This window comes from Sporosarcina sp. G11-34 (genome assembly GCF_026931025.1).
This window is the reverse complement of sequence record NZ_JAHNZW010000004.1, coordinates 271,630-296,848: the sequence shown is the minus strand read 5'-3', so window position 1 is coordinate 296,848 and position 25,219 is coordinate 271,630. Positions and strand designations below refer to the sequence as shown.

Genomic DNA, 25,219 nt, shown 5'->3' with positions numbered 1-25,219 from the left:
ACTTCAGCTTTTTTCTGCTAAGGGGTAGTGACTTCTTCGTCGCTATCCCCAGGAGCGGGTGTTTCTTCTTCCCGACCATCCGTATTATCGTTTGGCGTGTCGGGATTTTCATTGTTATTGTTACCGTTACCACTATTACTGTTGTTGCCGTTATTGTTGTTTCCTCCATCTCCGGGAACATCAGTATCAATATCTTCGTCCGGAACTGGATTTGGATCTGGGACTGGATCTATTATTTCATCCTCGATATTCTCATCATCTTCAACTATGGGGTCATCCAACAAAGAGACGAACAGTGAGACGGAAGCTGGTGCACTTTCCAGTTCACCTGCTATAGCAATAACAGAAAATGTATATGTTTTACCTTCCTCTGCCCCGCTAAATACTACATTTGTATCTTGCGTCCTCGTCATCTCTTTAGGGTTACCATCATCTACTTGGACCAACACTTTAAATTGAACATCTTCACTTGTAGTTTCTGAATCAGGTGCTTTATGATTCCAATTTAATAGGACTGATTGTGAATCTGCATCGTAATTTGCCGTTAAGCCACTTGGCGCATTAAGTCCAGTTACTTTTATAACTTCCTCTTTTGCGATTTTGACTGGAGCACTTCCTTTTACAAAAAGCTCAGTTCGTTTTTTGGCTTCTGGAGTCGATGCATTCGCGCGAACAAGTGGATCAGAAAGATATTCAATTGTTACTTCTTCAACAGAAGACGGCTTTTTGAAGTGTGACTTTGTTTTACCCGCTGAAATTCCAGCCATTACATCCCTAAATAAGTGCTGGGGAACTTCTCTTTCTTTAGGAAACGTCGTCATCGGTGTTTTTCGGGTAGGGTAGCCGCCCCAAACTGCAATTGTGTAGTCAGGTGAATAACCCGCGAACCATACGTCAGGCACGCCGTTATTTATACCTTCGCTGTCCGAGTAGCTTGTCGTGCCCGTTTTTCCAGCAATATCAAGGCCTGAAATATTGGCTTTTTTACCCGTTCCTTTTGTGAAAACATCGCGTAGCATGTCAGTCACCATATAAGCTGTTGAGTCTTTCATCGCAACAGTCGACTTCGGTGTTAAATTGCGTTTTGTCTTTCCGTCACGATAAATAATATTTGTTATAGAGTGTGGTTCTGTATAGACACCGTTATTTCCGAATGCGGCATATGCGCCCGCAAGTTGTGTCGTTGAATACGAATCTCCACCACCAAGTGCGTTGGATGGGAATTCATTTGAAGAGGGAAGTCCAAGGCCGGCCGCAAATCCAACAGCATTGCCAGGACCGACTTCTTCATACGTTTTTACAGCGGGTACGTTTCGTGAATTGTAAAGCGCTTCTCGAATAGTCATTGACCCTTTAAACTTTCTATCTACGTTACGAACCGGTATTTTCTTAGAACCTTTATAATTGTAAGGTTCATCTACTATTGTTTGTCCAGTTGACCAGTTTAAATATTCAATAGCTGGACCGTAATCTATAATTGGTTTCATAGTCGAACCGAGTTGGCGCAATTCACGAGAAGCAAAGTTCCATGAGCGGTCGGCATAATCGCGACCACCACCAACGGCTACAATTCCACCAGTTTTTGTATTAAGAACTGTAAGACCGGCCTGTAATTCATCGTTGGCGTAGTAGTCTGGATCATTTATCGCGCGTTCAACGATAGACTGCGCATTAGGATCTAGCGTCGTTTGAATCCGTACACCTTCGGAAAGGACATCAGATAGACCAGCAGCCTCAAGCTCATTTAGCACTAAATCAACAAAAGCTGGGTATTTTGTATTCGCATTTGCTAGTCTATTTTCTTCAGGTACAAGGCTATCGGTTACTGGAATCGCCCTTGCTGATTCCATTTCTTCCTTCGTTATTTTTTTATGTTGATACATAAGACCAAGAACAACGTTCCGCCTTTTTTCAGCACGTTCAGGATTGTTGAATGGACTATGGCCGTTCGGGCTTTGTGGAAGGCCTGCCAACATCGCTATTTCATGTAGTTCAAGTTCATTTAAAGGTTTATCGTAAAAGTAATCGGCAGCTGTTCCGAAACCGAAATTGTTTTTGGACATTAGAATTTTATTAAAATACATTTCGAAAATTTCATCTTTATCATATTTTCTTTCAAGTTGGAAAGCGAGCCATGCTTCCTGTGCTTTTCTTTTCAACGTTTTGTCACTTGAAAGGAATGAGTTCTTAATTACTTGCTGGGTAAGTGTACTCGCCCCTTGGGAACCGAATCCACTTTTGAAGTTTGCCAGTATTGCACCGCCAAGCCTGTAAAAGTCCATTCCGTGATGGGAATAAAATCGCACATCTTCCGTTGCGAGTATTGCCTCTTTCATTAAATCTGGTATTTCACTATAGGGCACAAATTCCCGTTTTTCGATACCGGTCGTTAAAAACACTTCCTGATTTATATCAAGTAATTCAGAGGATAAAGGGTCTCTTAAAAGTTTTTCGTCGAGTTTGGGAGCTGAACTTGCATAAAATGCAAATAATCCCGCGCCCCCGACAAGGAATAAAAATCCCGTGATGATAAGCATTAAAAATATTTTTTTGAAGATGCCTTTTCCGCTCTTTGGTTTTTTATTTTTCTTTTGTTCTAATTCTCTTCTTTTACGTAATTCGGTTCTTGACTTTATTTGGTCGCTCACATTTATACCTACCTTTCAATCTTTTCGTTAGCGGATTCCATGATGCCATTCAATGCTTTTAAATAATCAAGTCTTGGAATGTAGCCAGGTTTAATTTCAATAGATGTTTCTTCGAACTCAGCAAGTGTTATCGATTTTCTACCGCCCGTTTTCATTCTTTCCCATTTACTTTCAACAACGTCGTAAGGCACGACAAAGTACCGATCCAATGTAGAGAATTTAACGATTAGAAATGCCGTCCCATTTTGTTTCGTTACATTTTTCATATGTTGAATTTGGTGTTCATGGATATTGCTTAATGGAAACGACGTTTTAGTTTTGGTTTCTTTCGCTTCAAAATCAATATACGTGCCTTTCCATACACCATTGTAGTCTGTCGTAGATGGTGCTCCAAAGTACGCTTCCGTTATACGGGCTGCACTTCTGGCCGGATAACTAACTTTCACTATTTGTACGGGAATAGGTTTTTTATGGATGACAGCGATGTCACGACTCAAGTAAAATTCGTTGGATTCGTTTAACTCATCTTCCAATGTTTTTCCTCGGTTACTAAAAGATAAGTTTTTCAAATTTTGACGTTTCGTCGTTTGAACGGGAGTATATTTCTTTCCGTTCGGATAGCGTATCGTCATTTTTACCACCTCGCATCTCTTTATCATAACATACGCTCCAGATATATTCTGAATGATAAACCTTGAAAAAATGATGTTCCCATGGCGGAAGTTATCTTCCTTGATCTCCTTGGTTCACTTGATAGGACGTTCCTACCTAAAATACGTTCCATTTGCATTCGAAATTCAACTTTTCAGACAGCAGATCCAACTAATATAAATTAAAAGATTCGGAATACGTGTTCGTTCAAGAATGGTGAATTGAAGCTATATCTGATAAAATAGAAGAAACGTACTGAAGAGGTGTTCAAGATGAGTTTAGAAGAAAAGTGTAGGGAACTATTAACTGTTTGCAAAGAGTGCCTTGACCGACATACAGAAATGAGGGAACTCGACCGAGATCCCGATTTTTTCATAGAAGTAAAACCATATGCGGATAAATACCATCAACTTCTTGATGAGTGGGCGGAAGAATCTTACGCATGGGTGAAAGTAGCAAAGCCAAAATATGTGCATCCTGTTCAGATAGACGCATTAACAGATGCCATGAAACAATTTATCGTTCAATCATTTTATAAAAAAACAGGGCTAAAGCGTTTTGTCCTTTCAATTCGCTCCGCAGAATATACTTTAAAAACATTCCTGAATGCGCTCGAAGAGGAGGCCGCGAAAGATGACAAGTAAGGGGGCGATTCATACTGTCCTTGAACAATTGAAAACCGATCCGATACTTTCAGAAAATGTAATCCATACGCGAACCCTTCCTGAAAAAGAAGCAAACTATGCACCGTTTCCCGAAGTACTTCATTCATCGATTAAAAAAGCATTAGCTGCAAAGGGAATCAAGAAGTTATACAGCCATCAAAAAGAAGCATTTGATCTGGCATATGCCAAGGAATCATTTACCGCAGTAACCCCAACAGCTTCAGGAAAATCACTTTGTTATCATTTACCCGTCTTGCAAAGTATTTTAGAAGACGAGTCTTCAAGGGCTATTTACTTATTTCCGACAAAAGCACTCGCTCAAGATCAATTGGCTGATCTTCACGAATTAATTGAAGCAAGTGAAGAAGCGATTTTAAGTTACACATTTGACGGGGATACAGCCCCAGGTTTACGGTCAAAAGTAAGAAAATCGGGTCATATCGTTTTGACGAACCCGGACATGCTACATTCGGGAATCTTGCCTCATCATACGAAGTGGGTTTCTTTATTTGAAAATCTGAAATACATTATTATCGATGAATTGCATACGTATAAAGGTGTCTTCGGCAGCCATGTTGCGCACGTACTTCGAAGACTTCAGCGGATATGCAACTACTATGGAAGCGATCCGGTCTTTATTTGTACGTCGGCGACGATTGCAAATCCACAAGAACTTGCGGAAGCACTGACAAATACGGAAATGAAACTAATTTCAAATAACGGAGCACCGGCCGGTAAAAAGCATTTTGTTTTTTACAATCCACCAGTTATTCATCCAACGTTTGGTATTCGTAGAAGTGCAGTCCTTGAAGTTCGGGATCTTGCATCTTTACTTTATAAGGAAGGAATTCAAACAATTGTATTTGCTAAGAGTCGCGTGCGGGTTGAAATGCTCGTTACATATATGAAGGAACTTACAAAGAAGAAGTTGTTTGATGAAACTGTTATGGGATATAGAGGGGGTTATTTGCCTTCTGAACGCCGAAAAATCGAAAAAGGCCTTCGTGAAGGTTCGATTCGAACGGTCGTAAGTACAAATGCACTTGAGCTTGGCATCGACATTGGACAATTGCAAGCATGTGTGATGACGGGTTACCCGGGAAATGTTGCAAGCGCATTCCAACAAGCTGGACGGGCCGGCAGACGCCAAGAGGAAGCGCTTATTATTTATGTTGCACAGTCTGTGGCACTGGATCAGTATATTATTGAACATCCTGATTATTTACTCGGTCAAGCTGCGGAAGAAGCAAGAATTCATCCGGATAATATGTTCATTTTAATGGACCACTTAAAATGTGCTTCGTTCGAATTGCCTTTTTCATTGACAGAAACGTACGGAGAATTTGAAGTACAGGAATTACTAGCTTTTCTTGAAGGTGAAGAAATATTAATACGTACGACGGAAAAATGGCATTGGATGACGGACCGCTTTCCGGCGGGTGACGTAAGTTTGCGCTCTGCTGCACAGGAAAACGTCGTCATTATCGACAAAACACATCCAAAAGGCACGGTGGTCATTGGAGAGATGGATCGATTTAGTGCACTTACACTTCTACACGAAGAGGCGATTTACATCCATCAAGGAACGCAATACCAAGTTGAGAAACTGGATTGGGAAGAAAAGAAAGCTTATGTAACCGAAGTAGACGTCGATTATTTTACAGATGCCAATTTGGCTGTAGAACTTAAAATAATGAATGAAGACGAAACAGAAGCGATAGGTGATGATGAAATTGCCTACGGGGATATTGCGGTTCTTGCAATGCCTACAATTTTTAAGAAAATCCGTTTTTCAACACATGATAATATCGGTTCAGGTCCCATTGCATTACCAGCAGTTGAACTTCATACATCATCTACTTGGTATTCGTTCGATGTACCAAAAGGGTGGACAGAGGCTAGCTTAACGGATGCGATGACGGGTGTGGCTTACGCAATTCAATCATTCATTCCGCTATTTGTAAGGTGCGACCGCTCAGATATCCACGTTGTTCCACAAGTAAAAGCGGTGCACACGAATCGACCGACAATCTTCATTTACGATAGCTATCCCGGCGGTATAGGGTTAAGTGAAAAGATTTATAGTCGTTGGAAGGCACTCTTATGCGAGGCAGCTGATCATGTATCGTCTTGCAGTTGTAAAGAAGGATGTCCGGTTTGTATTGGTGCACAAGAAGCCGGGATTGGAATGAAAAAAGAAGTGAAAGTTCTTCTTCAAGCGTTGGCGGGAGGAGAAACCCGTGTCGTATGAACAAAAGTTAATGCAAATGAAGAAGTCACTTAAGAAGTCTAAGGGAACCGTGGCTCCCGAAACACAAAGAGAACTCCCGCCGGCTCCTGCTTATGAAAAAGACTGGTTAGCCGCCGGGCTTACAAAAGAAAAAAATATCCATGGAATCGTGTATAAAAAAACAAATATATATGATGGGAATTATAAGCATGGAAATGTAGTCCTTGCCAAGTTAAACTCAGCAATGGACAAATGGAGAACGTCGGGTGAAGACCATCCGTTGTCACCCGACTTTTCGAAGCAGCTTGTGTTCTTTGATACAGAAACGACGGGACTAAAAGGTGCTGGGACTCTTATTTTTTTGCTCGGTTTTATTGAGCAGGTTGGGACAACGTTTAAACTTACACAATACGTTCTGCCTGGACCAGACCACGAGCCAGCCTTTTTGTATGCTTCAAAGTTATGGGATAAAGAGATGACGCTTGTTACGTATAACGGAAAAAGCTTTGACATACCACAAGTAGCCACTCGGTGGACAATGAATCGAACAATTTTACCTCCGCTACTGACTCATGCCCAAATTGATTTACTGCACGGCTCACGGCGTATATGGAAAGATGAAGTCGGGGGGTTCAATCTAAGCACCATTGAAGAAGAGAAACTTGGTTTTATCCGTGAAGGGGATATTCCGGGTTATATGGCGCCAATTATTTATCAAGATGCTGTGAAAAACGGACGCGCAGAAGTCTTAATGAAAGTACTTTTGCATAACGAGTGGGATATTTTATCTCTTGTCACGCTTTATATTAGGTCAACCGAGTTAGTGCTCAACGTCAACGAACCGGAAACAGCTGTGACGCATACGAATATCGGCAAATGGTTTTCTGATTTAAAGGTTTATGATCGAAGTAGAAACATTTTTAAAAATGTAATAGATGAATATGGAACCGACCATCCCGTAACACACTTTCACTTTGGATTTATCATGAAAAGAGATCAATCTTATGCCGAGGCAGTTCGTTCATTTTTAATAGCGGCCGATAAGTTAACTGGACGCCAACGAATTATTGCTTTGGAGGAATTAGCCAAGCTGTATGAGCATAGGTTGGGAGAGTTAGAAAAAGCGTTGGTGTATACGAGGAAAGCACAATACTTTATAGAAAAGGATGTCGACTTAACAAATAGATTTAGAATCCGTACGGGAAATGATTTCTCTAAACGGGAAATTAGAATATTGCGCAAACTATTTCCCGGGGAAGCGCAAAAATCGACAACATTACTTATTTAGATACTATGAAAAGACAAAACCAAAGAAAACATGTTACAATAGACAATATGTAACATAGATGGAAGGGCGATTTTCATGGATACAAAACTAAATCCAAAAACGATTCTCGAAAAAGAATTTAAAATTGGTATGCGGGGCTATAATCAAGAAGAAGTCGATCTATTTCTTGATGATATTATTCAAGACTACCAAACTTTTAAAAAAACAATTAGTGATTTACAAAATGACAATGAAAAGTTAAAAGAGGAATTGTTGACAGCGCAGAAACGCCCAGCCGCGGTAAGCGCCGGAACAACGAACTTTGATCTTTTAAAACGAATCTCAAACCTTGAGAATCATGTATTTGGAAGCAAACTGTTCGACCAAGAGTAACGCGCATTGAACAGTAATCTAATCGGAATGATTGCTTACAAAGAAAAAGTATTGTATAATAAAAAGACCATAGTGCAAATTTAGGTAATCGCTGCAATGCTTGACATTGTAGAGGAAAGTCCATGCTCACACGGCTCTGAGATGACCGTAGTGTTCGTGCTTAGTGAAAAAATAAGCTAAGGAAGTTCTCTTGTAGAATTGACGGCGGGAATAACGTCTAAGTCTTCGGATATGGCGGAGGTTCTCTGAACAGTGCCACAGAAACGTAGTCAATTCGGAAACGGATTGGATGGAACGCGGTAAACCCCACGAGTGAGAAACCCAAACTATGGTAGGGGCACTCTTCCGAAGGAATTGAACTTAGGAAGGGACAAGCTATGCTTGTAGATAGATGATTACCACCCTAAGTACGAGGCGTAAGCCGTTTGAGTACACGGGTACAAAACATGGCTTATCGAATTTCCTATGGTTTAAATGTTAATGCGAATGCTCTCCGATTTGTTGGGGGAGCTTTTCTTTTGGAATATAAACGAAAAAATTGGATATATATGTTTAGAGACAAACACGAATCGCAACATTTTTTTATGTAATGGGACAGGGGTTGGACGATTGATGGAAAAATTTAAATTAGTAGCTACAACAGCAATGGGGCTTGAATCGATTGTTAATGATGAAGTAAAGGCACTAGGCTTTAAAACGACTTCAGAAAATGGGAAAATCTATTTCGAAGGCGATGGGGCTGCAATAGCTAAAACAAATATGTGGCTTCGCGTAGCGGACCGTGTACGGATTATTGCGGGTGAATTTCACGCAACGACTTTCGATGACTTATTTGAACAAACAAAAGCGATTCCATGGGAGCAATTTTTGTCGGTAGACGCTGCGTTTCCGGTTGCTGGAAAATCGGTGAAATCGACATTGTATAGTGTACCTGACTGCCAAGCGATTGTTAAAAAAGCAATCGTAGAACGGTTGAAGATTGCATATAATAGAACTGGATTTCTTGATGAAACAGGACCTTTATATAAATTAGAAGTATCAATCTTGAAAGATAAAGTCACACTAACAATAGATACGAGTGGAACCGGGCTTCACAAACGTGGATACCGTCTAGGGCAAGGGGATGCACCACTAAAAGAAACACTTGCAGCGGCACTTGTTAAATTGACTCGTTGGAATCCGGATCGACCATTTGTAGACCCATTTTGTGGATCAGGAACAATCGCAATTGAAGCCGCAATGATTGGGCAAAACGTTGCACCGGGTTATAATCGTGAGTTTTTAAGTGAACAGTGGCCGTGGATTCATAAAGAAGTTTGGGATCAAGTCCGTGAAGAAGCGGAAGACCTTGCGAAGTACGATCAACCACTTGATATAACTGGTTTTGATGTCGATCCTAAAATGATAAGAATAGCAGAAGGTAATGCCGCTGAAGCCGGTTTTAACGACCTAATCAATTGGCAACAGTCCGATGTAAGGGACCTTACAATAGATGGATTGAACGGAGTTATGGTTGGAAATCCGCCTTATGGGGAAAGAATGGGTGAATTGGAAGAAGCTGAAGAACTAACAGAAGTTCTAGGCCGTCTTATGGCAACCCATCCATCTTGGTCGGTTTATATGCTTTCATCTTTAGAAAACTTTGAAACAATGTATGGAAAAAGAGCAACGAAAAAGCGGAAGCTATTTAACGGGTTTATCCGCACGGATCTTTATCAATATTGGGGTAAACGAAAATAAATAAATGTAAGGAAGAGGATGTCCTCTTCCTTTTGTATGTAAATAAGGAAGGGGTTCCATATGAAAAGAAAGATGCCATTCCCTTTATCGAAAGAAAAATCGTTTTATGACTCATTGAATGATTGGATCGGGGATACGTTATATGACGATTTAACTGAAAAAGGGTTTGAATGCCGCGATGAACAGATTTATATGGCGTTTCAAATTGAACAAGCGCTCAAAGAAAAGAATGTGTTATTTGCAGAAGCGGGTGTTGGAACTGGGAAAACGATTGCTTATCTTTTACCAGCAATTGCGTATGCCCGTTATACGGGAAAACCAGCACTGATTTCTTGTGCAGATGAAACACTGATTGACCAACTTGTTAAAGAAGATGGCGATATAAAGAAAATCAGTGAAGCATTAGGTCTCGATATCGATGTTCGGCTGGCGAAAGCAAGAAGCCAGTATCTTTGTTTGAAACGTCTCGATGAAATAGGAAACCAAATTGACGCGGAGTATATCGATACCCTAGAAGACAGTCTTCCCGATTTTGTTTACGGTAGCGGCTCATTACAATCAATTGTACCTTATGGAGATCGGTCAGATTACCCTGATTTGAGTGACGAAGAATGGCAGACCGTAAATTATCACCCTACTCAACAGTGTTCTGCATGTGATTTACGCAATCGATGTGGTCAAACAATACATCGCAATCATTATAGAGACGCATTGGAAATTGTTATTTGTTCGCATGATTTTTATATGGAGCATATTTGGACAAAAGAATCTCGTGTGAGGCAAGGCCAATTACCACTTTTGCCAGAAGCATCAATGATTGTGTTCGATGAAGGCCATCTGCTTGAGTATTCCGCGCAACGCGCACTCACATATGAAGTTCAAAATAGCACATTGTTAAATCTATTGGAACGTGCCATGGTCGATGGAGTAAGGGAAGAAACGCTTCAGTTAATGGAACGCTTGATAGATACGCATGAGGCGTTTTTCACAATGTTAGACGTTTGTGCGGACACGACCGATAATGAACGCAAAGGAATTGAAAAAGTGCCGGCTCTTTTAGAGGTTGGAAAAGAGGCTGTGACGATTTCGACGGCTCTTCTTGAAGAATTCGTCTTTGAAGGAGAACTTTTTACAATACCAGAATATGATTTGAAAATGGTCGAGGAATACCTTGAGCAATATATCTATTCGATGGAATTATTCACGTCGGGAAGCGATGCAGTCGACTGGCTCGAGACACCTAAGGGTGAATCGACACTTGTTATTATGCCAAGACTTGTAACGGATATTTTGAGGGAGAAATTGTTTTCATCGAAGACTCCAATTGTTTTTTCATCCGCGACGTTATCGATTCAAAAAGACTTTTCGTATTTGGCAGATGGGCTCGGTATTCAAGATTTCCTTTCATTTTCTGTCGACTCTCCTTTTGACTATGATGAAGTAATGAAAGTATTTGCACATGATATTGACGCTGGAAAGAAAGCAGATCGTGGGCTTGAACTCTTAAAAGACGGCGAACCGACGCTCATGCTCTTTAAATCCGAGCGGACAATGTTGGAATTTAAAGCGCAAGTACCTGCGGAGTGGATGGATCGGATTGCTTTTGAAGGTGAACGAGAATTGTCATCTATCGTAAGGGACTTTCAACAAAAGCGTGTTCAAGTTCTTTGTTCGTATCATCTGTGGGAAGGACTCGATATTCCACAAGATGCATTGACACGCGTGATTATACATGATTTACCGTTTCCTCCAAAGGATCCATTATTCGAAGCAAAACGCAGTCATTCAGAAAATCCGTTCGAGGAAGTTGATCTTCCATTTATGTTACTGCGTTTAAGGCAAGGCGCGGGTCGATTAATTCGAACATCAGCTGACTCGGGAACAGTTCATTTACTATTAGAAGCCGAAGAACAAGAGATGAAATCTAAAATCGACTCGATTTTCCCGGTGAAGATGAAAATAACTGTATAACTCCTTTCAAAGTCTGGATGCAATGACGCTAAGACTTGATTGATCATACAATCGCTCTCCCAGTTTTGGGAGGGCTTTTTTGTATAGGAGGAGTCGATACCCGATTATGGATTGTACCGAGAAGTACTTATGCTACTACATATTTAGTTTTATTTGAGTGAATTATGATAATATAAAATCATATGTACGTGATAAGGAGGAATTATGGTGACGACAGAAGAAAACTTTTTAGCGCTACTGAAAAAAATGGGTGCATACTCCGAAGCTTTATCGATTATGTTTTGGGATATGCGCACAGGCGCACCGAAAAAAGGCATCCCGGCCAGATCCGAAGTTGTTGGAACTTTATCATCTGAACTGTTTAAATTGAGCATATCAGCCGAGATGGAAGGGTATCTGGATGAACTGGAAAAAAAGAAAGCAGACTTAGACCCGATTTTGTTGAAAACATATGAAGAAGCAAAAAAAGAGTTCGACCAAAGTAAGAAAATCCCGGCAGAAGAATATCGTCAGTTTGTTGTGCTTAGCTCGCAATCCGAGTCCGCTTGGGAAGAAGCGAAAGAAACAGCAGACTTTGAAATGTTTCTGCCTTATCTTGAGAAAATCGTCGCAACGACAAAGAAATTTATCGGGTATTGGGGCGAAAAAGACGGCAATGCCTACAACACCTTACTTGACCAATACGAACCAGGAATGACAACAGATATTATCGATGAAGTATTTAACCAGTTGAAAGAGACAATTGTGCCACTCGTTAAGAAAATTAATGAATCAGAGCAACCAGATACATCTTTTTTATTCAAAAAGTTCCCGAAAGAAAATCAAAAAGCATTTAGTCATGATGTGTTAACACAGCTCGGATATGACTTTGACGCAGGTCGTCTTGACGAAACTGTACATCCTTTCGCGACAAGCATTAATATTGGAGATGTACGAATTACAACAAAATATGATGAGTTTGATTTCCGTTCAGCTGTATTTGGTACCATTCATGAGTGCGGACATGCGCTTTACGAGCAAAATATAGATACAAAACTTGAGGGACTTCCTATCGCAGATGGTACATCGATGGGTATTCATGAATCCCAATCCCTTTTTTATGAACAATTCGTCGGACATAACGAAAACTTTTGGAAATATAATTTTGATTTATTAAAAAGGTATTCACCGGATCAGTTTGAGGGAGTCTCGCTAGAAGGTTTTCTTCGTGCGGTCGATGTTTCCAAGCCATCGCTTATTCGAATTGAAGCGGATGAGTTAACATATCCACTGCATATTATGATTCGTTATGAAATTGAAAAAGGGCTCTTCAACGGTGATTTGGAAGTGAAAGACTTACCACAAATTTGGAATGACAAATACGAAGAATATCTTGGTGTTCGCCCTAAAAATAACGGTGAAGGTGTCCTACAAGACGTTCACTGGGCGGGCGGAGCATTTGGATACTTTCCATCCTACGCACTTGGTTATATGTATGCTGCACAACTGAAAGTAGCCATGCTAAAGGATCTTCCTGATTTTGATGAACTTTGTTTGAAGGGTGAGTTTAGTCCGATTCTTGACTGGTTAACTGAACATGTACACAAATTTGGGAAGATGAAAAAACCACTAGAAATCATTAAAGATACGACCGGCGAAGGGTTGAATGCGAAGTACTTGGCCGATTATTTATCTGAAAAGTATACAAGGCTTTATAATTTATAAACTAATGGGCAGTCCCGTCTTTGGCAAAAAGCCGGTAGTCGGGACTGTCTTTAATTATCTCGATTAATACGTACAAAAAGTGGTATGATAGGGACAGTTAAAGGATGAAAGGGTCGAATTAAACATGTCTGAGTTTGATAAACAACTTACATATTTGCTTCAAGAAGTCGCTACATATGCACAAATTTTTAAAGAGAATGACGATGAAGAACGGTTTAAAAAGGCGGCTTTATTTGCTGATAAACTAATCGATGAGGAATATATGATAGGTTATGCGGGTCATTTTTCCGCAGGGAAATCTTCGATGATTAACGCACTTACAGGCGGTGACTTATTACCGTCAAGCCCAATACCTACAAGTGCAAACATCGTCAAGGTTCGAAAAAGTGAGACTGACTATTGCATCATCCATTCGGTTGATGGAACCGCAGTAAAGTATGGTGGCAATGGCTTGGTAGATGCGGTGAAATCCTTTAGTAAGGACGGCGCAGCAGTCTCTCTTGTTGAAATTGGCCATAAAGAATCGACACTACCAGACGGGATTACCGTTATGGATACGCCGGGTGTGGATTCGACAGACGACGCACACAGACTGTCTACAGAATCAGCTCTTCATTTGGCAGATCTTGTTTTTTATACAATGGATTATAACCATGTCCAGTCGGAATTGAATTTCCGTTTTACGAAAGAATTGATGCGTTACAACAGCAATGTATATTTGATCATTAACCAAATCGACAAACATCGGGAAAGTGAATTGCCATTTGCTACTTTCAAACAATCGGTAGAAGAGTCATTTAAAATGTGGGGAGTCGAACCACAAGGAATTTTTTATACATCATTAAAGGAACGCGATTTTCCTAATAATGATTTTGAAAAAGTGAAGAAAATTGTTGAGGGGTCAATGGAAAATTGGCATGAGCGTTTTATCGAAAATGCCCATCAAACAATTATTAAACTGCGGGAAGAGCATACACAATTTTTAAATGATGAAATCGAAGAACGTAAAAATGTATATTCCGAAATTGTTGCAGAAAACGAATGGGATATGGAAGAAGAACTAGCGGTGGAAGCCGCAGAAGCAAACCGAATGTTGGCCCTTTTAAGTGGGGACGAGTTTGCGGTTGCTTTTGATAAGGAAAGAAATAGCCTTCTTAAAAATGCAGCAATTACACCGTACGAAACGCGTGAACTATTAAGGGAGTATTTGGAGTCACTATCATCTCGTTTTAAAATGGGTTTTCTATTTAGTGCGAAAAAAACAGGGGACGAAAAGCAACGACGAAAAGAAGCATTTTTCGAAAATGTGCGCAAGCTCGTTCATGCACAAATTGAAGTACATTTGAAATCACTTATGAAAAAGTCATTGAAAGAAGCAGGTATTTTAACAGATGATCGTTCATTGGAAATAGATTCACTGGATTTGACGATTCCGTTTGATTTCTTAGAAAAGGAATTTACAGCTGCAGATGTACTTACGGGCGATGCGATTCTTAACCATTCAGAACGAATGAAAACAGTTATTCAAACAATTTTTAGAAGGATGACAGAAGACTGGAAAGTAGAAATGGCTCAAATTGCATCGACCGCGGGAAATGAAAACTCGGGGATTTTTGAACAGAGAGCACATATATTGAATGAAAAAGTATATGCAATCGAACATGTGAATGAACTTATGAATCATTTACAGTTGATCGAAAAAGAAAGTGAAAATCCTTCATCCGCTATTATTACGAAACGGGACGCATTAATTGTAAAATGGAAAAAAAGAGAAACGCTACACATAACGGAATATAAAATAGAAGAAGCGCTAATTGAAGTGGATGTAACTACAGAAGAAATTCATCCCGAACAAGTTAGCAAAGTGTCTTCTAATTCCGATATCGTTGCGGAAACGGCTGCCCGTGTAGCGAAAATCGTTCAAGACGTTCCCGGGTTTATGGAAACAGCGGAATATTTACGGATGAAAGCCGGGCGGTTAGAAGGTCAAGAGTTTACAGTTGCTTTATTCGGAGCATTTAGTGCAGGGAAATCTTCTTTTTCAAATGCACTAATTGGAGAGCGAATTCTCCCTGTTTCACCGAATCCAACAACCGCGACTATTAACCGAATTCGTCCCGTATCAAACGGAAAAGAAGATGGTACGGCTGATGTATTACTGAAGACGATGGATCGAATGACGGAAGATGTAATTCGTTCATTTGATGCGCTTGGGATGAATGCTATATCGCTAGAAGATGCCTATTCAAAAGTGGATGCGGCTCTTGCAGCCGAGTTAGAGGATGAAACGCTTCATATTCATAAAGCATTCATCACTGCTTTCAAACAAGGCTATCCAAATTATAAGGATGCGCTAGGTACTGTTATTAAGGTGGAACGCGATGAGTTTGTAAAGTTTGTAGCTGAGGAAAATCGTAGTTGCTTTGTAGAATCCATTGATTTCTACTATGACTGTGAACTGACTCGAAAAGGCATTACACTTGTTGACACACCGGGAGCGGATTCTATAAACGCGCGTCACACGGATGTTGCGTTTGATTATATTCGCAATGCGGATGCGATTTTATTTGTCACTTATTATAACCATGCATTTGCTAGGGCAGACCGGGAATTCCTCGTCCAACTAGGCCGAGTAAAAGATGCATTTGAATTGGACAAAATGTTTTTCATTGTCAATGCCATCGATTTAGCAACAGACGAGGAAGAGGCAGAGGAAGTAAAATCATTTGTAGCCAATGAACTTCAAAAGTTTGGTATCCGACATCCAAGAGTTCACGGCATATCGAGTCTCCAAGCACTGGAGTCGAAAATGGCAAAGCAACAAGATCCGTTTATGAAAACATTTGAAGAGGAGTTCCATTATTTCTTAGAACAAGATTTAAAGGGACTCGCTGTTCAAGCATTGGAGGAAGAAACGGAAAAAACAACCGAGCGGCTTGCTTCGCTAATCTCACGAACGGAATCCAATATGTTACGAAAGTCTGACCGATTGGACGAGCTCAACCGACTTGAAGGGGAAGTTCGTCAAAAATACGCATCCAGTTTTGCAGAAGTATTGACCAAAGGCACTGCGAATGAATTAAGCGAGCTCGTCTACTATGTATTGCAACGTGTATTTTTACGATACGGTGACTTTTTTAAAGAAGCATATAATCCGTCTACATTCGCAAATTACTCCGCAGATCGTGCGCTAAAAACTGCCCTAGATGAAGCGGTCGGCATGGTTGGTTTTGACTTGACACAAGAATTAAAAGTAACGAACTTACGAATATTGAATTACATGAAGAAACAACTAAATGACCGGGGACGTGTAGAGTTCAGTACATTAAAAGAAAAAGATGATACGTTCTCTTTAACGCCTTATGAAGCGATTGATGCGGAAATGTTATCGTTTGATCTACCATTTTCGAATCCGCAAGTTTATAGTAGTGTCAATAAGCTATTCAAAAATCAACGGTCCTTTTTTGAAAAAGGCGAACGTGATCTGTTAAAAGAACAGCTTGAAGAAGTTTTGAAACACGATTCAGCGACGTATCTTGGTAAACAAAAAGAAAGATTAGAGAAGTGGGCAAATCAGTGGATAGATAGTGAGACAGAAGGGTTTAGGCAACATGTATTGAAAGAGTGCCTGAATCAGATTAATTCGGAACGAGCAATCTTAAACACAACAGATAATATCGAAGAATGGCGTACGATTTACGCAAAACTAGTGGAAGAGGAGCTGATTTTAATTGGGTAAAGTATTTATTTCAGTAAAAGATATAAATCATACAGATTATCGATGGATTGACACGAGGTTTTCTTTACAAGATGCAAAAGAAGGCATCCAGAAATATGAAAGCGGTCATGTATCCGAAGCGGTTTACTGGAATTTAGATACCGACTTATCCGATTTGACGAAAAAAGAAGGACGTCACCCAATGGCTGAAAAAGATTCACTTATTGAACTATTTAGAAAAACAGGGCTTTCTATTAATGATAAAATCGCTGTTTACGATGACGGTGGAAGTCCATTTGCAGCACGTGCATGGTGGATTCTTCAATATGCTGGTTTTAAAAACTCGTATATTGTCATTGAAGGTTTTGAAGCAATCAAAGAAGCGGGTCTTTCTGTAGATGCAAATACGCCAAATCCCAAACATTCTTTAGTATCTCCACTGTGGGATGAAATGATTTATGCCCCAAGACAATTTGTTGAAGAAACAGTTTCCGGAAAAACAGAGAGCATTCTTCTCGATGCGCGTTCAGCCGAAAGATATCGTGGCGAAACCGAACCAATCGATCCGATTGCGGGTCGAATTCCAGGTGCGTTCAACTTTGATTGGGAACAATTGAAAAAAGACGGTTTGTTTAATATGGATGAATCAGTAAAAGTGGCGATGGAAACCGTCGTAGATCCATCCAAAGAAGTGACTGTATACTGTGGAAGTGGTGTAACAGCAGCCCCTCTTTATGCAATGTTAGCGGAGAATGGGTATGAAAACATTCGTTTGTACGTCGGCAGTTATAGCGATTGGATTTCAAAAGAAGGCGCAAAAGTGGAGAAAGACTGATTTCAAGGGGATGAAGACATGCTATATGCTTTACTCGGAGACATTCATTCATCGATTAAAGATTTAGAAGACGTTCTTGCTAATATTTCAGATATAGCTCCCGAGGCCATTCGAATTGGCACGGGAGATGTCTTCGAATGTACGATTAGTAAAAAGGATATTACAAATTACAAATTTAAACTGCTTGAAGAGGTTATGATTTTACCAGAAGGATTCACAGAACTTTTAACGTTTCCTTCTATAAGTGGTAACCAAGAAGAACGTATTTTACAAATTACAGAGACGGATGACCCGTTACGCGAAAAATTAGCAGCTATGCCGGAAACATACGAAATCGGTCATGCAGAAATTATTCATGGACATCAGTGGAAGTGGGGCGGTAATCCATGGGCCCTTATCGATGCCAATGTAGAAAAATCCCCTGTTTTTTATGGACATAGTCACTGTTCGGAGTTGCTTATTAATGGTATTCAACAGGAAATTGAATTTGGAATACCGTATCATGTAGATGGGAAAAACGTGCTTGTGAATGTTGGGGCCGTTGTCGGCGATAAAGAATGGGCGCTCTATGATTCGCTAGAAGGTACAGTTCAGTTTATGAAAGCGACCTGAAAAAACTGAAAGGCTTTGCCAGCCTTCAATTTTTTCTATGAATCGCTTCTTTTGCAAGTGCATCGGCCGCCCGGTTATCTTCGCCTGGAATCCATTTAATGAAAAAATAATCGAATGTATTTGTAATGGCTAGAATTTTCGCGAGTATTTCTTTATGCATCTCATTTTTCACGAATTCCCTTTCAACCGACATAACGACGACTTGTGAATCAGAGCGGGCGGATACCATGCCGCTCGTTAATGTTGCAACTTCTTCTAGACCTCTAAGCAATGCTAAAAACTCAGCGGTATGATTATTCGTAGGTTCAATCGGTTCTGAAATTTTGATTTTATGGCCTTCGCCTTTAATGAAAATCCCAATCCCACTTTTTCCAGGATTTCCTGCACTTGCACCATCAACATACAATTCAATCATTACAACTTCACCTCACTTGGAATAGGTAACTTTTTGGTATTAATGATATGGAGTTCATCGGGTATGCTAATCAGTATAAGGACTCTTGCATAGGATGGCAATGAGCTTTAAAATAAGTGCATCGTCCCGAATGGAGGACATTATGGATAAGGCATTGGTGATGAGTGAAATTGATAAGACGCTGGATGTATATTGCGAGGGCTGTTTTTTGAAAAAACAGTTGTCAAAAGATAATGGAAAGACCGCCGCACATCGTTTTTGTATTACAACGTGCACGATTGGTGAGCATCTTAAGTTTCTGGGGAAGGAAATGAATAAGTTTACAAAATAATATCCCGCGGGCAATTTATTATGTGCCAGCGGGATAGCTTATTAATCATTCAGTTTCAATTTTTAAGACATTAGCCGCCTGAGGACCACGATTCCCTTCGATAATTTCAAAGGATACGGATTCGCCTTCATCAAGCGTTTTGAACCCCTCACCTACAACACCAGTAAAGTGAACAAATACATCTTCACCGTCATCGGCTTCGATGAAACCATAGCCTTTTTCGTTGCTGAACCATTTAACTTTACCTTCGTACATAGTCAGTTCCTCCTCGGAGAATCAATGTCTATCCGCTAACAATACGCGGATGCATTAAACTATACATGATTCGACAGTTACCGTCAATGATATGTCTAAAGTTTCTGAAAGATGTTTGGAAACTAAAAAATATTTAAAAGTGGGTGACGAAATGGATCAACTTATTCAGACATGCAAACAGTCTGTCCTAACAATTTATGAACAATTCGATGCAAGTCATGACTACGCTCATATTGAACGTGTTATGAAAAATGCAGAAGACATTATGGCGACCGAGGATAATGTGGATGAATCAATCATTCGTTTAGCGGTTCTTCTTCACGATATTGATGATGCTAAATACAAATCAGATGCCAATCCGTCGGCTATGGAAATCTTACAATCCATCGGTGCTTCCAAACAACTTACAGATAAAATAATAGAGTGTATTAAAAGTGTCTCTTTTAGTGGTGGCAATGCACAAGCGATTACATCGATTGAAGGGGCCATTATTCGGGATGCAGATCGACTGGATGCGATGGGCGCAATTGGAATTGCTCGTACGTTTGCATTTGGTGGTGCAAAAGGAAGAAAACTTTACGATAAAAGTGAATCTGTCCGCTCCAACATGTCTGAAGCGGATTATCGTGGACGGGGAACTGCCTCCGTCACTCATTTTTATGAGAAGTTGCTATTGTTAAAGGATTTGATGGTGACGGAAGAAGGAAAGCGCCTTGCGGAAGAGCGACATATGTATATGGTTGAATTTTTGAATCAGCTAGACAGAGAAGTTGGTCGATAAAAAATATAAATACGTAATTCCTTGTCCTTATTTAATTAGGATAAGGGATTTTTTTATTATTTTTAAAATAACAACTAAGAATGAATTAAAGTGCCTCTACGCCTTGCTAAAAGACGATATACGGGGTTCGGTGGATAATCTAATAGGGAGGTTAGTGAATTGTCCAGTAAGGTTGTATGAGTCTATCTGTCGTTTTTTAAGTTTAACCTATGTATCTACCAAAAAATACGGGTGTGAAAACGGTGAATATGCAATGAATTTACTAGTTCTAAAGTACCCTTTTTGATTAATTGCTAATTGGTAGAGAACCATTGACCCCGCTGAGCCCTTCGACTGTTAATCGATAAAATAGTCTGGAAATGCATTTGTTCTGATGTGGGGACTTTGTTATGATACTAACCAATCCGTTTACAACTTTGATCGTCTGTAAAATTTTGTATACTAGGGGGATAGTAGTTCTTCTGTTTTTAACAGACAAAAACTATTAATGCAAAAGGGGTATTGATTTTTTATGCGTAAAATGGCAATGGTTTTATCGGTTATTCTACTTTTATTGCTTGCGGCATGTAGTAGTGAGGAAAGTAAAGATAGCATTAAAGTGATTAAATTTGCTGATGCTGGTTGGGATAGTATTCGTGTCCACAATAGTATTGCACAGCGTATTATTGAAGAAGGCTATGGTTATGAAACGGAAGTTGTGCCAGGATCAACACCAGTTACATTTCAAGGACTTGCAAAAGGTGATATAAACGTCTATATGGAAGCATGGACGGAAACGTTAGGCGATCCATATTACGAAGCAGTTGATGAAGGATCTGTTATCAGTTTATCAACAAACTTTGATGATAATGCACAAGGTCTCTTTGTACCAACTTATGTAATCGAAGGTGATAAAGAAAGAGGTATTGAACCAATTGCCCCGGACTTGCGAACAGTTCAAGATTTAGAAAAGTACCCTGAATTGTTCCCCGATCCAGAAGAAAGAAGTAAAGGCCGAATTGTTGGAGCACCTTCTAGTTGGGCAGTTAGTGAACATTTAGGGATTAAAGTTGAGACGTATGGTTTAGATGAACACTACAATTATCTAGCTCCAGGATCAGATTCAGCAATTGTAGCTTCTTTAGCTGCAGCTTACACAAAAGGTGAAGCGTGGGTAGGTTACTATTGGTCACCAACTTGGGTAACTGCAAAATATGATTTAACAATGTTAGAAGATAATCCTTATGACAAAGAAATATGGGATGAGAACAGAGGGACCGAATTTGCACCTGACCTTGTTACTGTTGCCGTTCATAAAGATTTTCCAACACAAGCAGAGGACGTAACTGCATTTTTAAAGAACTATGAAACTAGTAATAAGTTAACAGAAGAGGCGTTAAACTATATGGAAGCAAATGAAACAGATGCAGATGAAACAGCTGCATGGTGGATGAAAGAACATGAAGATCTTTGGACTTCATGGGTCCCTGAAGATATAGCTGAAAAAGTACTTGCTTCATTAGAATAATAAAAAATAAATTAAATAAATTGTTGGGGGATAGATGCTCGGTCTATACTGAGCTCATCTCCAACTCTTTGTTATAAAGGGTGTGAAAGTGACTGTTTCTTACAGTCCGATGTTTATGTTTGAATTTCCCGATATAAGATTTCCAATTGGTGATAGTGTACAAAGTTTTGTAGAGTTTTTAGCAGCAAATTTTGATGCATTATTTGATTTTATTTTTGTGATAGCTTCTGCTTCAATAAAAGGTTTAGAAGCTGGCTTACTAGCAATTCCTTGGTGGCTTTTCATTGTATTAATCTTTTTATTAGGTTGGTATTTTACAAATCTGCCAGGTGGTATACTTTTCGGTGTGTTTCTATTTTTAATCGGTTCATTTGATTTATGGGCGGAAACGATGATTACCGTTTCTATCGTATTAATCTCCGTACTTCTTTCCTTAATAATTGGTATTCCGTTAGGGATTTTGATGGCGTTTAATAAAACTGTATCAGTTATTACAAGACCGATACTTGATGCGATGCAAACGATGCCAAGTTTTGTTTATTTAATCCCAGTTATCTTCTTTTTTCCTTTAGGTAACGTGCCAGCTGTAATTGCAACGGTAATTTATGCGTTGCCTCCAGTAATGCGATTAACTGAGCTTGCTATACGTAATGTTGATAAAGAAGTAGTTGAATCCGCACAATCATTCGGTTCTTCAACAGCACAAATGCTAACAAAAGTTCAGCTTCCACAAGCGCTACCTACTATTATGGCTGGAGTTAACCAAACAACAATGATGGCTCTATCCATGGCGGTTATCGGATCAATGGTTGGTGCGCAAGGTCTTGGAGAACGAGTTCTCTTTGCAATCAACCGTATAGATATTGCAGTTGGATTTGAAGCTGGAATTAGTATTGTTTTCCTAGCAATCATTATTGACCGTATTACAGGTGGAATTGCAGAACGTCTTCAGAAGCAAAGGAGGACGGAATCATGACAGTAAAAATGAAAGTTGAAAACGTTTCTAAGATTTTCGGTCCACGTCCGAAAAGAATTGTGAAAATGGTTGAAGCTGGAGAGTCTAAAACAGAAATTTTAAAGAAAACTGGTCATACAGTAGGTGTATATAATGCATCGATGGAGATTCTAGAAGGGGAAACCTTCGTTATAATGGGCCTTTCTGGTAGTGGTAAGTCAACTTTAATTCGATGCTTGAACATGCTAAACCGACCGTCATCAGGTTCAATATATGTTGATGGGAAAGATATTGTAAAGTATAATCCTAAACAATTAAAAGAGTACCGGCAAAAGAAGATTGCTATGGTGTTCCAACATTTTGGATTGTTTAGTCATCGTACAATTCTTGGAAATATCGAATACGGCTTGGAAATTAAGAATGTTCCAAAAGCAGAAAGAAGAAAAATTGCTCAACATAATCTGGAATTGGTTGGATTAAAAGGATGGGAAGACAAGTATCCTGACGAGCTATCTGGTGGCATGCAACAGCGTGTTGGGATTGCGCGAGCACTTGCGAATGACCCGGATATTTTATTAATGGATGAACCATTTAGTGCGCTCGATCCATTAATTCGAAGGGAAATGCAATTGGAATTGATTGATATTCAAAATCGACTTCAAAAAACAATAATATTCATTACACATGATGTCAATGAAGCATTTAAGATTGGTGACCGTGTAGCTGTTATGAAAGACGGTAATGTGGAGCAAATAGGTACACCAGAAGAAATTTTAGCTGAACCGGCAAACGAGTATATATCGGAGTTCATACGTGACATCGATCGCTCGAAAGTTTTACAAGCAGAAAATATAATGTCTCGTCCATTTGGGTTAGTGTCGTTAAAAGATGGACTAAATATGGCAATAAAAGTCATGCGAGAAAACGGGATCTCCAGTGCTTTTGTGACAGAACGAAATCGCCAGTTAAAAGGAATTGTAACAATTGACGCCGCGATTGAAGGCTTAAAACAAAAGAAAACGTTACTGGATGTTTTGCAAACAGATGTCAATACAGTAGATCCATCGGAATATGTAGAAAATATTATCCCAATGGTCTTGGAATCAAAATATCCGCTAGTTGTTGTGAATGAAGCGAATGTGATTTTAGGCATTATTTTACGGGTTCATGTATTAGCAAGTTTGGTAGGCGATAACGGAGATAACGAGGCAGATGAAGAAATCGAAATAGATGTTCTCGAAGAGCCGGTTATAGACTGAAAAAACAGGTACACCTATCGACTAGGTGTACCTGTTTTAATTTCTTTGGATGAATTTGAATCTTTTTCCAAAGGTAACCGTATATCTAGTTATGGAACGAAAGGTGAAGGATGGGAATATAATGACTGACTATACAACCAAGGTGAATGAAGAGTTACAAAATTGGAAGAGAAATATAGTGAAGAAATCACGGCTTATCAATCGTTTGTCAAAGAAAGCACAAGTGAAAGTCAATGGAATGATTCCTGAAAAAGTTCATAAAGTTATTACGGAAAGCATTAAAAATATGGTCAAAGCTACATTATTTGGCTCTAATATAACTGCGGGGAAAAGGGTATCTACCGAACTAAGCCTTTTTGAACGGGATGAACTTCTGAAAGGAAAACTGTCAGCATATCGAAAGACTGCGGTTATAGAAGGTGCTGGGACAGGCGCAGGGGGAATCTTACTCGGCGTTGCTGATTTTCCATTATTACTGTCTATTAAAATGAAGTTTTTGTTTGAAGCTGCAAATGTATACGGATTTGATGCGAATGAGTATGAAGAACGCCTCTTTATGTTACATGTGTTCAAGCTCGCATTTTCAAGTGATGAAAAAAGAAGGGATACTTTTTTTATAATAGAAAACTGGGAGGAAGAAAAGCAACATATTAAAGATATGGATTGGCATGAATTCCAGCAAGAATACCGTGACTATATCGATTTAATTAAAATGTTTCAACTAATTCCGGGTTTTGGTGCAGTTGTAGGTGCATATGCAAACTACAATTTGCTCGATCAGCTTGGTGAAACAGCCATGAATGCCTATCGATTACGATTAATGAATGCATCATGTTAGCGGATGAAATTAGTAAACAAGTATTTTGTTATGGTTGATTTCAATATAATTTTCGAAAGGATTTGTGTCGGATGGAATGGTTTGGACGTATTTTACTAAATGCTGTATTCTTTTTGTTACTATCATTGTTAATTCCGAGTTTTACTGTAGTTGGCGTAGGAAATGCTATTCTTGCAAGTATTCTTTTAGCCTTAGTTAATATGCTTGTTCGCCCGTTGTTGATACTTTTTACATTACCGGCAACAATTTTGACACTTGGTTTGTTCTTGTTTGTTATTAATGCGCTTATGCTTTTGTTGACGAATAAACTGATGGGCGAAGGGTTCATTATTGATGGTTTTGGCACTGCATTATTAATTGCTATTTTGATGTCCATTTTGAACCTATTCCTTAATTCGTCTAATTCAAAACGGGAAAATCGACGTCGTAGGTAATATTTACCAA

At 39.5% G+C, this 25,219-nt stretch carries 21 protein-coding genes and 1 other RNA gene; 18 read left to right on the top strand and 4 right to left on the bottom strand.

Annotation, left to right across the window (positions count from 1 at the left end; all coding sequences use genetic code 11):
* Window positions 1-17: 17 nt before the first annotated feature.
* On the bottom strand, window positions 18-2,648 hold the full coding sequence (locus KSU66_RS07740; RefSeq protein WP_269050848.1) for a PBP1A family penicillin-binding protein: 2,631 nt from the start codon (window positions 2,646-2,648) through the stop codon (window positions 18-20).
* Window positions 2,649-2,656: 8 nt separating this feature from the next.
* The gene (gene recU / locus KSU66_RS07735; protein ID WP_269050847.1) at window positions 2,657-3,280 is read right to left on the bottom strand and encodes a Holliday junction resolvase RecU; all 624 of its coding nucleotides are present in this window, start codon (window positions 3,278-3,280) and stop codon (window positions 2,657-2,659) included.
* 291 nt (window positions 3,281-3,571) lie between these two features.
* On the opposite strand from recU, the gene KSU66_RS07730 reads away from it, so the two are divergent.
* The 11 genes from KSU66_RS07730 (at window position 3,572) to KSU66_RS07680 (ending at window position 18,434) form a co-directional block, all read left to right on the top strand.
* Window positions 3,572-3,943: a YppE family protein gene (locus tag KSU66_RS07730; RefSeq protein WP_269050846.1), complete on the top strand. Its 372-nt coding sequence runs from the start codon at window positions 3,572-3,574 to the stop codon at window positions 3,941-3,943.
* Window positions 3,933-6,215 carry a DEAD/DEAH box helicase gene (locus tag KSU66_RS07725; protein WP_269050845.1) on the top strand — a complete coding sequence of 761 codons (2,283 nt, stop codon included), beginning with the start codon at window positions 3,933-3,935 and terminating at the stop codon, window positions 6,213-6,215. The genes KSU66_RS07730 and KSU66_RS07725 overlap by 11 nt, the downstream gene beginning before the upstream one ends.
* Window positions 6,205-7,482, top strand: coding sequence for a ribonuclease H-like domain-containing protein (locus KSU66_RS07720; protein ID WP_269050844.1), 1,278 nt, complete (start codon window positions 6,205-6,207; stop codon window positions 7,480-7,482). The genes KSU66_RS07725 and KSU66_RS07720 overlap by 11 nt, the downstream gene beginning before the upstream one ends.
* 75 nt (window positions 7,483-7,557) lie before the next feature.
* Window positions 7,558-7,854 carry a cell division regulator GpsB gene (gene gpsB / locus KSU66_RS07715; RefSeq protein ID WP_269050843.1) on the top strand — a complete coding sequence of 99 codons (297 nt, stop codon included), beginning with the start codon at window positions 7,558-7,560 and terminating at the stop codon, window positions 7,852-7,854.
* A 76-nt stretch (window positions 7,855-7,930) separates the two neighbouring features.
* Window positions 7,931-8,313: RNase P RNA component class B (gene rnpB / locus KSU66_RS07710), an RNA gene on the top strand.
* Window positions 8,314-8,466: 153 nt separating this feature from the next.
* Window positions 8,467-9,594 carry a THUMP domain-containing class I SAM-dependent RNA methyltransferase gene (locus tag KSU66_RS07705; RefSeq protein ID WP_269050842.1) on the top strand — a complete coding sequence of 376 codons (1,128 nt, stop codon included), beginning with the start codon at window positions 8,467-8,469 and terminating at the stop codon, window positions 9,592-9,594.
* A 60-nt stretch (window positions 9,595-9,654) separates the two neighbouring features.
* Window positions 9,655-11,565: an ATP-dependent DNA helicase gene (locus tag KSU66_RS07700; RefSeq protein ID WP_269050841.1), complete on the top strand. Its 1,911-nt coding sequence runs from the start codon at window positions 9,655-9,657 to the stop codon at window positions 11,563-11,565.
* 204 nt (window positions 11,566-11,769) lie between these two features.
* On the top strand, window positions 11,770-13,269 hold the full coding sequence (locus KSU66_RS07695; RefSeq protein ID WP_269050840.1) for a carboxypeptidase M32: 1,500 nt from the start codon (window positions 11,770-11,772) through the stop codon (window positions 13,267-13,269).
* Window positions 13,270-13,393: 124 nt separating this feature from the next.
* The gene (locus KSU66_RS07690; RefSeq protein ID WP_269050839.1) at window positions 13,394-17,008 is read left to right on the top strand and encodes a dynamin family protein; all 3,615 of its coding nucleotides are present in this window, start codon (window positions 13,394-13,396) and stop codon (window positions 17,006-17,008) included.
* A complete protein-coding gene (locus KSU66_RS07685; protein WP_269050838.1) occupies window positions 17,001-17,822 on the top strand; it encodes a sulfurtransferase in 822 nt (273 codons plus the stop codon). Before KSU66_RS07690 ends, KSU66_RS07685 begins: the two co-directional genes overlap by 8 nt.
* An 18-nt stretch (window positions 17,823-17,840) precedes the next feature.
* Entirely contained in the window at window positions 17,841-18,434 is a 594-nt protein-coding gene (locus KSU66_RS07680; protein WP_269050837.1) for a metallophosphoesterase, read from the top strand.
* Window positions 18,435-18,459: 25 nt separating this feature from the next.
* On the opposite strand, the gene KSU66_RS07675 is transcribed toward KSU66_RS07680, so the two are convergent.
* Window positions 18,460-18,849, bottom strand: a complete 390-nt coding sequence (locus KSU66_RS07675) for a ribonuclease HI family protein (RefSeq protein ID WP_269050836.1) — start codon at window positions 18,847-18,849, stop codon at window positions 18,460-18,462.
* A gap of 142 nt (window positions 18,850-18,991) precedes the next feature.
* Between KSU66_RS07675 and KSU66_RS07670 the strand changes: the two genes are divergently transcribed.
* On the top strand, window positions 18,992-19,180 hold the full coding sequence (locus KSU66_RS07670; RefSeq protein WP_269050835.1) for a zinc-finger domain-containing protein: 189 nt from the start codon (window positions 18,992-18,994) through the stop codon (window positions 19,178-19,180).
* 45 nt (window positions 19,181-19,225) lie between these two features.
* On the opposite strand, the gene KSU66_RS07665 is transcribed toward KSU66_RS07670, so the two are convergent.
* Entirely contained in the window at window positions 19,226-19,435 is a 210-nt protein-coding gene (locus KSU66_RS07665) for a cold-shock protein (RefSeq protein ID WP_269050834.1), read from the bottom strand.
* A 151-nt stretch (window positions 19,436-19,586) separates the two neighbouring features.
* Here KSU66_RS07665 and KSU66_RS07660 point away from each other — a divergent pair, with 151 nt between their 5' ends.
* The 6 genes from KSU66_RS07660 (at window position 19,587) to KSU66_RS07635 (ending at window position 25,209) form a co-directional block, all read left to right on the top strand.
* Window positions 19,587-20,216 (top strand): HD domain-containing protein, encoded by a 630-nt coding sequence (locus tag KSU66_RS07660; protein WP_269050943.1) that lies wholly within the window; start codon window positions 19,587-19,589, stop codon window positions 20,214-20,216.
* Window positions 20,217-20,727: 511 nt separating this feature from the next.
* Entirely contained in the window at window positions 20,728-21,723 is a 996-nt protein-coding gene (locus KSU66_RS07655) for an ABC transporter substrate-binding protein (RefSeq protein WP_269050833.1), read from the top strand.
* A 115-nt stretch (window positions 21,724-21,838) separates the two neighbouring features.
* Complete coding sequence (locus KSU66_RS07650) at window positions 21,839-22,699, top strand: ABC transporter permease (RefSeq protein ID WP_269050942.1); 861 nt, start codon at window positions 21,839-21,841, stop codon at window positions 22,697-22,699.
* Window positions 22,696-23,937, top strand: coding sequence for a quaternary amine ABC transporter ATP-binding protein (locus KSU66_RS07645; RefSeq protein ID WP_269050832.1), 1,242 nt, complete (start codon window positions 22,696-22,698; stop codon window positions 23,935-23,937). The genes KSU66_RS07650 and KSU66_RS07645 overlap by 4 nt, the downstream gene beginning before the upstream one ends.
* 121 nt (window positions 23,938-24,058) lie before the next feature.
* Window positions 24,059-24,775 carry an EcsC family protein gene (locus KSU66_RS07640; protein ID WP_269050831.1) on the top strand — a complete coding sequence of 239 codons (717 nt, stop codon included), beginning with the start codon at window positions 24,059-24,061 and terminating at the stop codon, window positions 24,773-24,775.
* Between the two features lie 71 nt (window positions 24,776-24,846).
* Window positions 24,847-25,209: a phage holin family protein gene (locus tag KSU66_RS07635; RefSeq protein ID WP_269050830.1), complete on the top strand. Its 363-nt coding sequence runs from the start codon at window positions 24,847-24,849 to the stop codon at window positions 25,207-25,209.
* Window positions 25,210-25,219 lie beyond the last annotated feature (10 nt).

Excerpts from the sequence above, each read along its gene's own strand:
- recU (WP_269050847.1), bottom strand. The coding sequence starts at position 3,280 with ATGACGATACGCTATCCGAACGGAAAGAAATATACTCCCGTTCAAACG.
- KSU66_RS07730 (WP_269050846.1), top strand. The coding sequence starts at position 3,572 with ATGAGTTTAGAAGAAAAGTGTAGGGAACTATTAACTGTTTGCAAAGAG.
- KSU66_RS07725 (WP_269050845.1), top strand. The coding sequence starts at position 3,933 with ATGACAAGTAAGGGGGCGATTCATACTGTCCTTGAACAATTGAAAACC.
- gpsB (WP_269050843.1), top strand. The coding sequence starts at position 7,558 with ATGGATACAAAACTAAATCCAAAAACGATTCTCGAAAAAGAATTTAAA.
- KSU66_RS07705 (WP_269050842.1), top strand. The coding sequence starts at position 8,467 with ATGGAAAAATTTAAATTAGTAGCTACAACAGCAATGGGGCTTGAATCG.
- KSU66_RS07700 (WP_269050841.1), top strand. The coding sequence starts at position 9,655 with ATGAAAAGAAAGATGCCATTCCCTTTATCGAAAGAAAAATCGTTTTAT.
- KSU66_RS07695 (WP_269050840.1), top strand. The coding sequence starts at position 11,770 with ATGGTGACGACAGAAGAAAACTTTTTAGCGCTACTGAAAAAAATGGGT.
- KSU66_RS07690 (WP_269050839.1), top strand. The coding sequence starts at position 13,394 with ATGTCTGAGTTTGATAAACAACTTACATATTTGCTTCAAGAAGTCGCT.
- KSU66_RS07680 (WP_269050837.1), top strand. The coding sequence starts at position 17,841 with ATGCTATATGCTTTACTCGGAGACATTCATTCATCGATTAAAGATTTA.
- KSU66_RS07675 (WP_269050836.1), bottom strand. The coding sequence starts at position 18,849 with ATGATTGAATTGTATGTTGATGGTGCAAGTGCAGGAAATCCTGGAAAA.
- KSU66_RS07670 (WP_269050835.1), top strand. The coding sequence starts at position 18,992 with ATGGATAAGGCATTGGTGATGAGTGAAATTGATAAGACGCTGGATGTA.
- KSU66_RS07665 (WP_269050834.1), bottom strand. The coding sequence starts at position 19,435 with ATGTACGAAGGTAAAGTTAAATGGTTCAGCAACGAAAAAGGCTATGGT.
- KSU66_RS07660 (WP_269050943.1), top strand. The coding sequence starts at position 19,587 with ATGGATCAACTTATTCAGACATGCAAACAGTCTGTCCTAACAATTTAT.
- KSU66_RS07655 (WP_269050833.1), top strand. The coding sequence starts at position 20,728 with ATGCGTAAAATGGCAATGGTTTTATCGGTTATTCTACTTTTATTGCTT.
- KSU66_RS07650 (WP_269050942.1), top strand. The coding sequence starts at position 21,839 with ATGTTTGAATTTCCCGATATAAGATTTCCAATTGGTGATAGTGTACAA.
- KSU66_RS07645 (WP_269050832.1), top strand. The coding sequence starts at position 22,696 with ATGACAGTAAAAATGAAAGTTGAAAACGTTTCTAAGATTTTCGGTCCA.
- KSU66_RS07640 (WP_269050831.1), top strand. The coding sequence starts at position 24,059 with ATGACTGACTATACAACCAAGGTGAATGAAGAGTTACAAAATTGGAAG.
- KSU66_RS07635 (WP_269050830.1), top strand. The coding sequence starts at position 24,847 with ATGGAATGGTTTGGACGTATTTTACTAAATGCTGTATTCTTTTTGTTA.